Annotated in this window: 14 protein-coding genes; 13 read left to right on the top strand and 1 reads right to left on the bottom strand. The window is 42.1% G+C overall.

The window, feature by feature from the left end:
- The first annotated feature begins 8 nt into the window (after positions 1 to 8).
- The 6 genes from CRO04_RS10655 (at position 9) to CRO04_RS10630 (ending at position 6,740) form a co-directional block, all read left to right on the top strand.
- Positions 9 to 1,331 (top strand): hypothetical protein, encoded by a 1,323-nt coding sequence (locus CRO04_RS10655; RefSeq protein ID WP_097004223.1) that lies wholly within the window; start codon positions 9 to 11, stop codon positions 1,329 to 1,331.
- Between the two features lie 11 nt (positions 1,332 to 1,342).
- A complete protein-coding gene (locus CRO04_RS10650; RefSeq protein WP_097004222.1) occupies positions 1,343 to 2,368 on the top strand; it encodes an ABC transporter permease in 1,026 nt (341 codons plus the stop codon).
- 10 nt (positions 2,369 to 2,378) lie between these two features.
- Positions 2,379 to 3,830, top strand: coding sequence for a sulfatase-like hydrolase/transferase (locus tag CRO04_RS10645; protein WP_097004221.1), 1,452 nt, complete (start codon positions 2,379 to 2,381; stop codon positions 3,828 to 3,830).
- Between the two features lie 11 nt (positions 3,831 to 3,841).
- Positions 3,842 to 5,200 carry a sulfatase gene (locus CRO04_RS10640; protein ID WP_097004220.1) on the top strand — a complete coding sequence of 453 codons (1,359 nt, stop codon included), beginning with the start codon at positions 3,842 to 3,844 and terminating at the stop codon, positions 5,198 to 5,200.
- A 106-nt stretch (positions 5,201 to 5,306) separates the two neighbouring features.
- Positions 5,307 to 5,561 carry a hypothetical protein gene (locus CRO04_RS10635; protein ID WP_097004219.1) on the top strand — a complete coding sequence of 85 codons (255 nt, stop codon included), beginning with the start codon at positions 5,307 to 5,309 and terminating at the stop codon, positions 5,559 to 5,561.
- A complete protein-coding gene (locus CRO04_RS10630) occupies positions 5,562 to 6,740 on the top strand; it encodes a histidine kinase (protein WP_097004218.1) in 1,179 nt (392 codons plus the stop codon).
- A 48-nt stretch (positions 6,741 to 6,788) separates the two neighbouring features.
- Here CRO04_RS10630 and CRO04_RS10625 read toward each other — a convergent pair whose 3' ends face one another.
- Positions 6,789 to 7,730, bottom strand: coding sequence for a LysR family transcriptional regulator (locus CRO04_RS10625; RefSeq protein ID WP_097004217.1), 942 nt, complete (start codon positions 7,728 to 7,730; stop codon positions 6,789 to 6,791).
- Between the two features lie 176 nt (positions 7,731 to 7,906).
- Between CRO04_RS10625 and CRO04_RS10620 the strand changes: the two genes are divergently transcribed.
- The 7 genes from CRO04_RS10620 to CRO04_RS10590 all read left to right on the top strand — a co-directional run bounded on the left by CRO04_RS10620 (position 7,907) and on the right by CRO04_RS10590 (position 15,525).
- Positions 7,907 to 10,204, top strand: a complete 2,298-nt coding sequence (locus tag CRO04_RS10620; protein ID WP_097004216.1) for a hydratase — start codon at positions 7,907 to 7,909, stop codon at positions 10,202 to 10,204.
- Positions 10,205 to 10,220: 16 nt separating this feature from the next.
- Positions 10,221 to 10,520, top strand: coding sequence for a citrate lyase acyl carrier protein (gene citD, locus CRO04_RS10615; protein ID WP_097004215.1), 300 nt, complete (start codon positions 10,221 to 10,223; stop codon positions 10,518 to 10,520).
- Entirely contained in the window at positions 10,517 to 11,419 is a 903-nt protein-coding gene (locus CRO04_RS10610) for an aldolase/citrate lyase family protein (protein ID WP_097004214.1), read from the top strand. The genes citD and CRO04_RS10610 overlap by 4 nt, the downstream gene beginning before the upstream one ends.
- Before the next feature lie 2 nt (positions 11,420 to 11,421).
- The gene (citF, locus tag CRO04_RS10605; RefSeq protein ID WP_097004213.1) at positions 11,422 to 12,981 is read left to right on the top strand and encodes a citrate lyase subunit alpha; all 1,560 of its coding nucleotides are present in this window, start codon (positions 11,422 to 11,424) and stop codon (positions 12,979 to 12,981) included.
- Positions 12,974 to 13,891 carry a triphosphoribosyl-dephospho-CoA synthase CitG gene (gene citG, locus CRO04_RS10600; protein ID WP_242974429.1) on the top strand — a complete coding sequence of 306 codons (918 nt, stop codon included), beginning with the start codon at positions 12,974 to 12,976 and terminating at the stop codon, positions 13,889 to 13,891. The genes citF and citG overlap by 8 nt, the downstream gene beginning before the upstream one ends.
- Complete coding sequence (gene citC, locus CRO04_RS10595; protein WP_097004211.1) at positions 13,846 to 14,997, top strand: [citrate (pro-3S)-lyase] ligase; 1,152 nt, start codon at positions 13,846 to 13,848, stop codon at positions 14,995 to 14,997. Before citG ends, citC begins: the two co-directional genes overlap by 46 nt.
- 168 nt (positions 14,998 to 15,165) lie before the next feature.
- Positions 15,166 to 15,525 carry a GntR family transcriptional regulator gene (locus tag CRO04_RS10590; RefSeq protein WP_097004210.1) on the top strand — a complete coding sequence of 120 codons (360 nt, stop codon included), beginning with the start codon at positions 15,166 to 15,168 and terminating at the stop codon, positions 15,523 to 15,525.
- Positions 15,526 to 15,553 lie beyond the last annotated feature (28 nt).

The following is a 15,553-nucleotide window of genomic DNA, read 5'->3' as shown; positions in this document are numbered from 1 at the left end:
AATGAAGAATGAAAAAAAGAATACTGGCAATTGCAATGGCGTTTACTATGATTGCTGCAGGTCTGGCAGGATGCAAAAGCGCAACAGAAGAGGCTGTGGCTGATCCAACCACTACGGCGGCAGCCAGCACAGCAGCGGGCGAAAGTAAAACCGCCAACACTACCCAGTCTGCATCCTACAATCATGCTACAGACCATGAAACGATTAAAATCGGTCTGGCTTTCGGAGATATGTCCAATGAAAACCTGGAACGGATTGATTACCTTAAAAATTATATAGCTCCAAATTATAATGTGGAATTTATTGTTTCGGAGGCGTTAGGGTCCGCCGAGGCAGAGCTTAACTTTATTGAAAATGCACAAATTTCCGGAGCAAAGGGAATTCTCAGTTTTTCTCCGACATACTGGGAACAGTCAGGAAATAAATGCCAGGAACTGGGAATGTATTATGCAGTACAAAGAACAGCTAATACCTCCAGCATTGACGAACTGGAATATTTCTGCGGCGGTTTTGGTGCCCAGCAATCTTCGACTGCGGCCCAGATGAAAATTGCGGCTGAAAATTTCCTTGGCGACGGCCAAAAACACGGCATTTTGATTCCGACCCTGCTGGCCTGTAAAAACAATGTGGCTCATCGTCTTAATGCAACCGCAATTATGGAAGCAGTTGAAGAAGCATATGATTTAAAATTTACCAGGCCGATTGATGAACTGGTAGTTGTTGGTGAACCTACATTGGCAGAAAACGATAAAGGGATTGATGTTTATCTGTATCCGGGTGAGATGAAAAACGAAGATGTAATCACGGGTATATCGGCAGCGTTATTAACTGGAAAATACGACATAGTAATGGGTGCCGGTAATACTTACACACAGTTATCACAGATTATCGATGAAGCAGAGCGCGCATTTAACAAAAACATAATGGTGGCATCTGTTGGTGAATTATCCGAGTCTTTACATACTGCAATGAATACGGAAGACTGTACTGGTAATAAGGCTTTGGATTTTGCTGTAGTAAAGTCAACAACAATACTTGCAGGCGAAGGATTTGCAATTTTGATGAATGGTCTGTTAGGGGATTCTGATGTAATCAAGCCAGAAGGCAAGGCAATGAAATTCCAGGCATTAAACTGGGGGTGTGACGGACCGCAGCAATTGGCAGAAATTGAGCAGTTAGATCAGGATGAATCCACTTATGTATTTAATACCAGTATGATTGATAAGATGATCAAAAAGACGAACCCCAATCTTACTAATGAGGAAATGCACAATACGTTAGGTGATTTAACTCTTTATAATTGCTTAAAGATGTTAGGGCTTACCCAATAAAGGAGACTTCCATGAATAAGAGCGCACTTAGATTGAATATTAAGAATGCCGTCTGCTCCTTTGGTGTTCCTGTGGGAATATATCTGCTAATGGAAATAATCTCCCGGGCAGTTACCGGAGCAGGAGTTGTTAATAATATGGCAGATATGAAGAATCTGGCTCGAACCTTTGCTTCTTTGTTTTGTATTGCACTGGCGCTCAGCTGTAATCTGCCAGCCGGAAGAATGGATTTTTCACTTGGCTCCCAGATGATTCTGGCGGTGATATTTGGTGGTAATATCGCGCTGGGGCTGGGAATGGGCGGAGTCGGAGCATTGGTTTTAAGCATCGCAGTTGGTGTGATTGCCGGCTTCATTGTTGGTGTGGCATTTGTAAAAACCAGAATTATTCCCATGATTCTTGGTATGGGAATGGCCCTGATCTATGAATGTATTTCATTCTCAGCATTTGATTCCAGAGGACTGCAGACATTTGGAAATAGTAAACTGGCAATTTTATCGGACGTATCATTTATATGCATCGTAGTGCTGCTGGTAACTATGGTAATGGGATATTTATTCCTGATGTCACCATTTGGTTATGACCGCAAAGCAATTCAGGGAAATCAGAGGATTGCAATGAACTCAGGAATTAATATTTTCACTAACTGTGTAATCTGTTATACCATAGCAGGCGGTCTGGTGGCAATCGCCGGAGTCTTCGACACTGTTTTCAAAGGTAACCTGGCACCGGTTTTAGGTATGACTTCCCGCGCTACAGTTATGGGTAATATGTTTGCGGTTATGCTTGGAATGACTCTGGCACGCTTCAGCAATTCTGTAGTTGGTATTTTAATGGCTGTATTGTCAATTAAAATTTTTACGCTAGGTCTCTCTAAACTGGCTTTAGACAACAGTACACAGACCATAATCATCTATTTTCTCTTCCTGATCCTGATGATCTATCGTATGAACGAAAATGAGATCAAGGCATGGAAAAAGAAGAAGTTAAGAATAGCACAAGCAAAACGAATCCGATCAAGTATAGCAGAGCATTAGGAGAAAATTCATGAAAAAACCCGATATATTAATATATTTGAGCGATCAGCACAGCCCCATCTTTTCCGGATGGGGTGCTGTGCCGGTTGATACGCCGAATTTAGATAAATTAAGGGAGGATGGGACTAATTTTACAGAGAGTTACACCTCTTGTCCTCTGTGTGTACCGGCCAGAATGTCTATGCTTTCATCAAAGCTGCCATCTAAAACAAGTATCTACACTAATTTTGACACCCTTGCGGATACGACACCCACATTCCTTCATCCCTTTGCAGCTGCAGGGTATGAGACGGTGTTAATCGGACGGATGCATTTCATTGGTCAGGATCAAAGGCATGGTTTTACGAAACGTCTGGTGGGAGACATCACTCCAGTCACCTGGAACCGGCCAGGTGAATCATTAGCCAGAGAGCGCGGGGTATTTAAGGACTGTTTTATGGATACCTGCTGTACGGATGTAATTGGCGGCGGAGAATCACCGGTGCTTCATTATGATGAGGCAGTGGTGGAGGCAGCTCTTGAGTATCTGTCGAAAGAACATGATAAGCCTCAGTTAATTGTGGTTGGAACCTATGGTCCTCATTACCCGTATGTGGCACCAAAAGAATTATATCTGAAATATTTAAACCGCGTTACCGTACCTGACAGCTTTGAAAACGATATGCCAATGAACCAGCTGCTTGAAAAAAAGAAAAAGGATCGTTCCTTTGATACAGACAGTGCCAGGCATGCGATTGCAGCTTATTGCGGAATGATTGAACAGATGGATGGTCAGATTGGCAGAGTAAGGGAAGCATTTAATGATTATTCCAGACGTTTCAGTCAGCCATCCATATTCTGCTACCTTTCAGATCATGGCGATCAGGTTGGAGAAAACCGTTTGTATGGAAAGCAGACATTTTTTGAAAAGTCGGCGAAGATTCCGTTCCTGTTTGCCGGAGATGGAATCGGATCCGCACGAAGCGTGGCTGCTCCCGTCAGCATTATGGACTTAGGACCTACCATGTGTGAACTGGCCGGGGTTGAATTTCCCGTTGAAACTGATGGGATCAGCCTTGCGAAAGTCTTGACAAAAGAAGAGGAACCGGACTTTGAACGGGCGGTTATCAGTCAGTTTATGGCAGGTAATTTTAATGAGGACGTCAGTTATGGGATCATGGTAAGAAAGGATCATTTTAAGTATATTACTTATCATGGTTATGAGGATGAGGATATGTTGTTTGATCTTTTTACAGATCCCGGTGAAAAGACCAATCAGAACCATATAAATCCTGAACTTTCCAGGGAGCTAAGAAATATTGCCCTGACGATTGCAGATCCAAAGCAGGAAGAGAAGTCCTCCAGGGAGCATTGGCAGATGTACAAATGGTTGATGGCATGGGAAAAGGAGACAGGTATGAATGACGGGGAACGCTGGAGTAAAAACCCGGCTTCTGCCCGAGATCTTCCTGAAGTAAGATAGGAGCTTAATTTATGAATAGAAAAAATATTTTATTTTTGGTTGCGGATGATATGAATTATAATTCTCTAGGTGCTTTTGGCTGCCCGGTGGAAGGAATCAGTCCTAATCTGGACAGACTTGCAGCAGAGGGACTGTTAATGGAACGGGCTCATGTAACAGCTGCAATCTGCATGCCATCGAGAGAATGTCTTTTAACAGGGAAATATCCTCATCGAAATGGTGCGCCGGGATTTGACCCCATTGCTTCAGATGTCACTACTTTAACGGAATATCTTCATAAATATGGCTACATGAATGGTATTTGCGGGAAAGAAGAGCACTGTAAGCCAATTGAAAAATTTGAGTGGGATTATTTGGGAGATGTGTTTAATGCAAAACATCTCTATGGCAGAGCACCTTATATTTATTATCAGAAGGCAAAAGAATTCTTTGAATTAACGAAAACTGAGAATGCGCCATTCTTCTTTATGGCCAATTCCCACGATCCACACCGCCCTTTTGCCGGCAGTGACCAGGAATTAGAGAAATACGGGTATCATACTTATGCTTCCCGCTATTATACACCGGAGGAAGTAGCCGTACCTGGTTTTCTTCCTGATATTCCAGAAGTCAGAAAAGAGGCAGCTGAATATTTCTCCAGTGTACATCGCTGCGATGAAACAATGGGAATGGTACTAAAAGCATTAAAGGAATCCGGTATGTATGACGATACTATAATTGTATTTTTAAGTGATAACGGAATGGCTTTTCCTTTTGCTAAAACAAACTGTTATTTAAACAGTAACCGAACTCCAATGATTGTAAGGGCGCCCGGTACAACAAAAGCAGGCGAAAAGGATTCTGCTCACTACGTATCAGGAATCGATTTTATGCCAACAATGCTGGAACTGCTGGAACTGCCCATTCCCAAAGATATGGATGGCCGTTCTTACGCAAGGATATTAAAGGGACAAAAGGAGTCTGGCTGGGAAGATGTTTATACTCAGATCACATCAACAGCAAGACATGATTTATATCCCATGCGGGCAATTCAGGATGCGCAGTATGCTTACATATTCAATGACTGGTCAGATGGCAGCTATCAGTTCATGAATGAATCGAAGAACGGTCGTACTTATCAGGCAATGGTAAACGAAGCAAAAAACAATGACCTCGTTGCCGCCCGTGTTCAGATGTATGATTATCGGTCAAAAGAAGAATTATATGATTTAAGGAAAGATCCGGACGCCTTGGAGAATTTAATTGACAAACCAAAATATCAGAAAACCGTGAATCACTATCGTCACAGAATGTTAAGTTACATGGAAAGTACTAAAGACGAGATTGTATTGCAATATAGAATGACCATACCGGGTCTTAACCAGATTTAAGTTTAAGTAACTGTTTATAGAAAGAGGGCAAACTGGATTGATTTTATCGTTTGTCCCTTTTTGTAATGTAATTAACATATGATGCTAAGTGAGGACGGGAACGTATATGAATGTTTTTGGCATTCAAAAGCTGTTAAATAAAAACAATAGGAAGACGGGGCGCCGGGTATCACTGAAAAATCTGATTCCGGGATTATTTCTGGGTATTATGATTCCATTAGCCATGATATTAGTTATTTATTCCAGCTATATCGCCCGCAGTGTGGAGGTTTCTTCCAGTCAGTCTTCGAGAAGCCAGTTGGAAATATTTAAAAGTCATCTGGAGAGTGCGATGAAGGCAACGGAGCGGGTAATGTCCTGAATGGTATCAGGAAACGCCCAGTTCCAAAGCTTTTCTGTGGAACTGATGCTCAATGAAATGTATAATCGGTCTTATAATATACAAGAGATTTTAAAGTCCAATCTGACAGCAAACCAGAATCTGTATACAATGGCTGTTTACAGTCCGGTAAATAACTGGTATTCCGGCGAATACAATGCCTATTATGAAATTACGTCTTCACAGCGCATTAAGGCTCAGAAAAATCTGGAAGCGGAGGTTAAGAGACTGATTAATCAGGGGGATTTTGATTTATCCAAGTGGTTTTTCCGTTCCATCGGCGGAAGAGAGTATCTCCTTCGGGGAATGAATTACCGTACTGTTTATTGCATAGCTGTAATTGATTTAGAGCGTCTTAATAACATTGCAGTTTTGAACTACCGGATGAATGGAACTCTGATATTTGGCGACGGGGAAAAAATGATTTATCAGGATTTGGATCTGGGGCTTTCACCTGATGAATTTGTTAAAGCTGGTGACAGTTATATGATTACAGGATCTTCCATGAAATATCTTATTGTTTCTGATCAGGCGGGATACATTACAATGGTCTATGCAAGACCCTATAATGGGATTTTAAATGAACTGAACCTGTTTCATATTATTGTCATTATCTGTGCCGTAATGGCGGTTCTGTCAGTTCCATTTGTATCAATCTGGCTGTGGGAACTGGTGGTCAATCCCATTTCTCACCTTACTAAAACAATTGAAGCCATACGAAACGGAGATTTATCTGCTCATGTGGATACTTACGCTGTGGAGGAATTCTGTCAGGTCAATGATATGTTTAATCAGATGATTGATGAGATTTCAGAATTAAAAATTGCCTCTTACGAAAAAGAGCTGGAAAAACAGAATACCGAATATCAATTGCTGCAATCCCAGATCCGTCCTCATTTTTATCTGAACTGTTTAAAGAATATATACGGTATGGCAGAGTCCGGAAAAAACAGAGAGATTCAGCAGACCATTTTACATTTATCCAGTTATCTGCGTTATATTTTTACAATCACAAAAGATTGTGTTCCGCTGCAGAAAGAAGAACTTTGGCCTAAAACCGGAATCGAATCTTTTAATAAGGAACTGGAGGCAGCTGGAATAGACCGGGTAATTACTGAGAAACAGAGGCAGCTTAATGAATTCATGAAAAAATATCAATAGATGGAACATATCATGTCTGGAAGAATCCGGGACATGATATGTTCCGTTTTATAAATTTACAACTTCTTTGCAGAAGCTTTTTCTTACCAGTGAAATTAAGTACTGGTCAGCACGGGATAAAAATCCGCCGTTTAGCGATGTAATACACAGATCCCAGTTAGGGCTGTATTTTTCATCAATGGACAGCAGCGTGGGAGGATTCTTTAACAGAGTGATTCTGGCATAGTCATCCGGCAGAAGAGTCACTCCCAGTCCCTGGCCTGCCAGCCCTAAAGCGGTTTCGTAATTTTTCAGTGTGATAATAATATTAGGCTGATTGATTCTGGCCTTGTTTAATATGGCATCTGTCACCTGACGGATTCTCTGCTGCTTGTGGACCATAATAAATGGCTCATTCTTTAAAAGCTTTAAATCCAATACCGGATAAGGGCTGCCTTCTTTTTTAATGGCTTTTTTTACAAGAGGATGAGATGCGGCAAGTGCGATTATAAAAGGATCTCTTGACAGAATCTCATTATAGAGCTGGGGATTGGTCATTTCCTTCGGTGCATGTAGAATAGCGAAATCCAGTTCTCCAGCCAAAAGTCTGGATTCTAATTTGCCTGTGATTTCTTCACAGATAGAAAGCTCAATCTGAGGACAGTTTTTCTTAAACTCGGGAAGCACAGCAGGAAGAATGATCGTGCTTAAGTGATTGGTAATTCCCATCTGAATCCGTCCGGTTTTTAAATTATTAATATCACTGACTTCCGTCTCAAAGTCGTCGTAGATCTTTAAAATCTTGCACGCTACCTGATAATACCGTTCTCCTGCATAGGTGAGAGTCAGCCCTGCGGAAGTTCTGTTAAAAAGCTTGGTAGCCAGTGAGTCTTCAATTCTCTGAAGTGACTGACTGAGTGATGGCTGGGCAATAAATAATTTCTTGGCCGCCTGGGAAATACTTTTTTCATCGGCTACGGTCTTTACATATAAAAGTTCTCGGCTGGTCATGGTTACTCCTTCTTACAGTTAGTACTTGTACTTATAGTATAAAGCAATATCAGTGAAAAGAAAAGTTTTAAATAGATAAAACCTATAAGAGTTATAAGGTACATGGTATTTGCCTATATAGCAGAACGGTTATATAGTTAAAGCATACTTAATCTAATAACTCAGGAGGGTTTCACATGGTAAAATTATACGAAGGCGGAGTCTATCTAATAAATGGTACGGAGATTGTTCCGGAAGCGGAGATTGGAAGTAAAGCTTCTTCCTTATCTAAGCCGGTAAAAAAAGATGATGCACAAAAAGGCACCATTGCTTATTCTATATTAGAGGCACATAACACCTCTGGTGATATGAACCAGTTAAAGTTGAAATTTGATGCTATGGCATCTCACGATATTACATTTGTTGGTATTGTACAGACAGCAAAGGCTTCCGGAATGGAAAAATTCCCACTCCCCTATGTGCTGACAAACTGCCACAATTCTTTATGTGCAGTTGGCGGTACAATCAATGAAGATGATCACATGTTCGGACTTTCAGCCGCAAAAAAATACGGTGGAATCTATGTACCTCCTCATATTGCAGTTATTCATCAGTACATGAGAGAAATGCATGCCGGCTGTAAAAGAATGATATTAGGATCTGATTCCCATACCCGTTATGGAGCACTGGGAACCATGGCAATTGGAGAAGGCGGCGGAGAACTGGTAAAACAGCTTTTATGTGATACTTACGATGTTGCTTATCCGGGCGTTGTAGCCATTTATCTTGATGGCAAACCCCAGCCAGGTGTTGGTCCCCAGGATATCGCGCTTGCAATCATCGGTGCTGTATTTAAAAAAGGCTATGTTAAAAACAAAGTTATGGAGTTTGTTGGACCTGGTATTGCATCCATGAGTACGGATTTCAGAAACGGTGTTGATGTAATGACAACTGAAACCACCTGCTTAACCTCAATCTGGAAAACAGATGAAGATACCAGACAGTTCCTTGCCCTCCACGGAAGATCGGATGCATATGAAGAACTAAATCCAGCTGATGTGGCATATTATGACGGTTGTGTTTATGTGGATTTAAGCACAGTGAAACCTATGATTGCCCTTCCATTCCATCCAAGCAATACTTATGAAATAGATGAATTAAACGATAATCTTTCTGATATCCTGAGAGAAGTAGAAAAGGAAGCATTAAAAATCAGCGACGGACGCGCCGACTTCTCTTTAACAGATAAAATTGTAAATGGTAAGCTTACGATTCAGCAGGGTGTGATTGCCGGCTGTGCAGGCGGTAATTATACAAACGTTGTGGAAGCTGCCAATGCATTAAAGGGTAAGAACTGCGGAAACGGAGAATTCTCTCTTGCAGTTTATCCATCATCCCAGCCAGTATTTATTGATCTTGTCAGAAAAGGTATGATAGAAACACTGATGGAAGCAGGAGCAGTAATTCGTACAGCATTCTGTGGTCCTTGTTTCGGTGCAGGAGATACTCCATGCAACAATGGTCTGAGCATACGCCACACCACCAGAAACTTCCCAAACAGAGAAGGTTCCAAGCCCGGCAACGGACAGATGTCCGCAGTTGCATTAATGGATGCACGTTCCATCGCTGCCACAGCCGCAAACGGAGGTGTTTTAACATCAGCCACAGAATTAGACTGCTGGAATCAGATCCCGGATTATAACTTTGATAAAGCCGTTTATGACAAGCGGGTGTATTATGGTTATGAAAAAGGAGATAGTACAAAAGAACTGGCATATGGTCCTAATATCAAGGATTGGCCGGAAATGAGCGAACTTACTGACAACATCCTCTTAAAGGTCTGCTCCAAAATAATGGATGAGGTAACAACAACAGATGAACTGATTCCCTCCGGTGAAACCTCATCTTACCGCTCCAATCCTCTTGGCCTCGCAGAATTCACATTATCAAGAAGAGATCCTATGTATGTGGAGAGAACCAAGGAAGTTGCACGTGTGGAAAAAGCGAGAGTTAATGGAGAGAATCTGTTTACTGCTGAACCAGAGCTGGAGCACGTTTTTCAGGTAATCAGTTCTTACTTTAAAGATTTAACTGTTAATCCAAAAGAGACAGAAATCGGAAGCATGATCTATGCTGTAAAACCAGGTGACGGTTCAGCCAGAGAGCAGGCAGCCAGCTGTCAGAGAGTGATAGGCGGATTAGCGAATATTACAAAAGAGTATGCAACCAAGAGATACCGCTCCAATGTAATGAACTGGGGTATGATACCATTCCAGATGAAAGAAGAACCGGATTTTGAAGTAGGAGATTATATCTTTGTTCCAGGCATCAGAAGCATTCTGGATGGCGATTTAAGTAATATTCAGGCATATAAAATTGATGGAGATCATGTATCCCCAATGACACTTACTATTGCTGATATGACGAAGGATGAGCGCGAAATCGTAAAAGCCGGATGTCTCATCAATTTTAATAAAAACAGAAACAAAAGATAAATCAGGAGGAATAATCATGCAGATTTTAAAACCGGCTATGGCTGGAACACTGGAATCAAGTGATGCCCAGGTAACAGTCGAGCCTGGAGACGGTGTCATTGAGTTTCACTTACAAAGTTCCGTCATCAACCAGTATGGAAACCAGATTAAGAAGGTAGTTTACGAGACGCTTAACAACTTAGATATTCATGATGTGAAGATCACAATTGTTGATAAGGGCGCACTTGACTGTACAATAAAGGCGAGAGTGGAAGGGGCTGTTTTCAGAGCTGCCGATGTATATGAAGATCTTCCATGGGGAGGTACGATCCGATGATACATCCTGAAAAAAAGAGATTAAGAAGAAGCATGATGTTTTTAAACTGCCAGAAGCCCGGACTGATTAAGGATCCCTACATTTATAAACCGGATTCCATGATTCTTGACTTAGAAGATGCTGTGGCGGAAAATCAAAAGGATGCAGCCCGTTTTTCTTTATTCCATGCGCTGCGGGAAATAGATTACCACGGAGTGGAACGTGTTGTCCGAATCAATGGTCTGGATACAAATCTCTGGAAGGAAGACATCATGGCTGCTGTAGCAGGCGGCTGTGATGCAATCCGGATTCCAAAGACAGAACGCCCGGAAGATGTCAGACGGGTGGAAGAAGTGCTTGAACTGGCAGAAACCAGATTTAACCGTCCTGTCGGATCTGTTCTTATTATGGCGGCTCTGGAATCTGCAAGAGGCGTAATGAAAGCTCTGGATATCTGCGAATCCTCGGAACGTATGCTTGGAGTTGCACTGTCAGGAGGCGATTATACAAAGGATCTTCAGACTCGTATTACCGGCACAGGACTGGAACTGATGGGTGCCAGACAAAATATGCTGATTGCGGCCAGAGCTGCAAAGGTACAATGTTTTGATACGGTTTATACAAATCTTGATGATATGGAAGGATTCCGTAAGGATGTGGAAACCATTCATCTCATGGGATTTGATGGAAAGTCCATCATTAACCCACGGCAGATCCAGATTGTACACGATATTTTTACCCCTTCGGAAAAAGATATTATTTTTGCAGAAAAAGTTGTTAAGGAAATCGACGATAAAAGGGAAAAAGGAATCGGTGTATTTACTGTTGACGGCAAGATGATTGACATCGCGTTCTACGATGGCGCAAAGCGTACAATATCACTTGCGAAAGCATCCGGAGTTTATAAGGGGGATTTATAAAAATGATAAACGCGGTTGGGAGAGAGATCCCTGAAGAAATTATAAAAATAACCGGGAAAGAAGTGTTTAAAGGAATCCATTACCGGGATGGATATACCTACAAAAAAAACGGTCCTGAAACAAAATGTGTGATTAATAACACAGGAAGCAAACTTGTAGAAAATATACATCAGGTTCTTGTTAAATGCGGGATTAAAGACGGAATGACTCTGAGCTTCCATCATCATTTCCGTGAAGGTGACTACATCATCAATATGGTCATGGAAGAAGTCTATAAAATGGGTATTAAGGATATCACCATCTGTGCCAGTTCCCTTGGAAAAGCCCATGATCCAATCGTTCCTTATATAGAGGAGGGAGTTATTACACAGATTCAGTCTTCTGGTGTGCGTGGTAAGATCGGAGAAGCCATATCAAACGGTAAATTAAAAGGTCTGGCTGTGATGCGTTCCCACGGGGGGCGTGTAAGAGCCATTGAATCCGGAGAGACTAAAATTGATATTGCTTTCATCGGAACTCCCACCTGTGACGATTACGGCAACTGCCGCGGCATCGGCGGAAAGAATGACTGTGGTGTCCTTTCCTACGCAGTTGTGGATGCGGATTATGCAGACCGGGTTGTTGCAATCACAGACTGCCTGGTACCATTTCCTAATTTCCCGGCACACATAAGCATGACAAAGGTGGATTATGTGGTGGTAGTTGATGAAATCGGCGATTCCAAAAAAATTGCAACCGGTGCAGCAAAGCCTACAACTGATATGAGAAAGCTTATGATGGCAGAATACTGTACTCAATTTGTCACTCATACGCCTTACTTTAAAGATGGTTTCTCCTATCAGACCGGAGTGGGAGGTGCATCTATCGCATCAACCATTTCACTTGCGAAAATTATGAAGGAAAAAAATGTCCGGATGCGCTTCGGCGTGGGAGGACTGACAAAACCCATGTGTGATCTGCTGGTTAATGGTCAGGTGGACTGTCTGCTGGATACACAGGATTTTGATCTTGCTGCGGTTGAATCGGTAAAGGATTTAAAGCATTTTCGAATCTCTGCCGGAGAATATGCAAATCCCTTTAATAAAGGTGCTGTTGTAAACAAACTGGATTTTGTTATTTTAGCAGCTCTTGAGGTAGATGTTAATTTTAACTGTAACGTAGTGGTGGATTCAAACGGCGTAATTACCGGTGCCCAGGGCGGGCATCCGGATACGGCTGCAGGCGCGAAATGCAGCATCGTAATCGTACCGCTTCTTCAGGGAAGAACACCTGCCGTGTGCAGTGAAGTAACGACCGTAACTACACCTGGTGAAAGTATTGATGTAGTTGTGACAGATTACGGCATCGCCATTAATCCGCTGAGGAAAGATCTGATTGAATGTATGAAGGGCGTGGATCTGCCGTTTAAAACAATAGAACAATTACGGGATATTGCTTATTCTATCGCAGGAGAGCCACAGAAAGTACCGTTCGGTGACCGTGTGGTCGGAATAATTGAAAGCCGGGATGGCACAATTATGGATGTTGTCCGGCAGGTGAAGCCATTTGAATTCAGTGAATAAATATGGGATTTTAGTTGGACAGCTGGCGACGGACGCCTTATTGGAAGAGGTATTTACAGCCCCAAAGCCAGGCCTTGTGGATCCTTTTACTGCTGGCGCACATAAAGATATGGATCTTTTTACATTTAAACAAAGCGCCAAAGCGTTAAGTCCATATTTTGAGGAGATGGCACTTCGGGGAATATTCCTGTACAAGGACCCGGAAAAACTGTTTGCTGTTATCCGACAGATTGGTCTGAAAGCAGAACAGGCCATGTATCAGGCGACCGGCGGAATCAATACCCATAAAGGAGCCATCTTTACTATGGGGATTTTCAGTGCTGCTGCCGGTGCCTGCTTAAGCAGTTTTCGCAGTGTCACTTTAGAAAACTTATTGGAGACAGAGCTGAGAATGACCAGAAGAATCCTACTGGCAGAGTTAGAGCAGCTGAAAAGCAGTGCTCCTAAAAGCAGCGGAGAGCGGAACCTGTTCCTATACGGTTCTACGGGAATCCGGGGTGAAGCGGCAGAAGGATATCCCTCCATCAGAAATTACGGCCTTCCTGTGTTAGAGGAAGGAATAAGCTCCGGGCAGAACTGGAATCTGGTTAAGCTCCAGGTACTTATGACCCTTATGTCCCGGGTTGAGGATGGGAATATCCTGTCGCGGACTGGCACCCAGGGATTAAAACAGGTTCAGTCACTGGCCGGCGTTTTTTTGAAAACCGGAGGTGCTTACGTTCCGGAAGCTGAAAGAAAGCTTCAGTTACTTGATACCTATTTTACTAAAATGAATTACAGCAGCGGCGGATGTGCCGATCTGCTGGCAGCTGCAATTTTCATCAACCGTCTGACTGAAACCTTTAAAAATACGGAGGAATTCCTATGCAGGAAGGAAAACGACTCAAAGGAAAAGAATTGGATCAGCTGAAAAAATTCCTGGAATTCATGGATCTTAGCTATGACGAGGGAATTGAACACAGCGTATGTCTTTACAATGATGATTCTGAAATAATTGCTGCAGGTTCTGTGGACCAGAATGTGCTCAAATGCATAGCGGTTCATCCGGATTATCAGGGCCAGGGACTTACAGGCACACTGATGTCTGAGCTCATTCAATACCAGTACGAACATGGACGGTCCCACATCCTTCTATATACGAAGCCGGCGAATGAAGCTATGTTTTCAGACCTTGGATTTTACACCATTATGAAAACTTCCAAAGTACTGCTTATGGAGAACAAAAAGCAGGGATTTTCTTCATGGTTAAACAGCCTGATAAAAGAAACACCGATTTTTGCATCGAGTTCCGATGCAAAAATCGGCTGCATCGTGGCCAATTGCAATCCCTTTACATTGGGACACCGGTATCTGATTGAAGAAAGCTTAAAGCAATGTGATTATCTGCATTTATTTGTTCTTTCCGACACAAGAAGTTTTTATCCCGCTGATATCAGATATCAGATGGTAAAAGAAGGAGTTGCGGATCTGTCAGGTGTAATCCTGCATAAGACCTCGGATTATATGGTTTCTGCAGCCACCTTCCCAACTTATTTTATGAAGGATAAGAGCGTGGCCCAAAAAGCAAACTGTGAGCTGGACTTAGAGTTATTCGGACGCCTCATTGCTCCTGCCCTTTCTATTAAAAAACGGTTTGTGGGAACGGAGCCCACCTGCAAGATTACCGGCATTTATAATCAGTCCATGAAAACTCGGCTTCCTGATTTTGGGATAGAAGTAATAGAAATTGAGAGAAAACTGGCGGATGGTTCTGCGATCAGTGCCTCTCTCGTAAGAGACTGCATAAAGGCAGGTGATTATGAAACGGTTAAAAGACTGGTACCAGAAAACATTTTTCGGTATGTACTTATGAAAGGAGGTGGATCCATGATGGAAATACAGAAGACAGACAGTTTAAGACAGATTTTTGGTCCTTATATCAATTCATCCATATCCAATGACGATAACAGGAAAGAGAAGAGCGAGAAAGAACAGGCACTTTTTGAAATGGTCGACGATTATATCGAACAGGCTTAATTTATAAATTCTAAATGAATAGAGCGGTTGCAAGGGTAAATAATCTATTTACAGGAGCAGCTGCTCTATTTTTTTGAATTAAATAGTTGACAAAATAATTGTATTGCTGTATTATTGTATTAAGTGATTAGTACAGTAATACAATATGATGCGGAGGAGGAATAATAAATGGCATGGGAACTTAAGAATGACCGCCCTATCTATATTCAACTAATTGAACAGATTCATTATCGGATCATATCCGGAGAATACGAATCAGGTTCCAAGCTTCCAAGCGTCAGGGATTTAGCTGCAGAAGCTTCTGTTAATCCGAATACGATGCAAAAAGCACTTTCTGAACTGGAGCACAGCGGTCTACTCGTTACCAATCGTACCAGTGGCCGTTTTATTACGGAGGATCAATCTATGATACAAAAAATGAAACTGGAATTGGCGAAAGAGCAACTTGAAAACTTTTTGGAACAATTAAAAAAACTGGGATTCAGTGATGAAGAGGTAAAAACGTTTATTCTCGAATCTGTCCGGTAGACAATATTTCATATATGGGAGGTAATAA

Source organism: Lacrimispora amygdalina, assembly GCF_900205965.1.
GTDB classification, from domain to species: Bacteria; Bacillota; Clostridia; order Lachnospirales; family Lachnospiraceae; genus Lacrimispora; species Lacrimispora amygdalina_A.
Note: the sequence above shows the minus strand (reverse complement) of the source record. Positions and strands in the feature narration are given on the sequence as shown.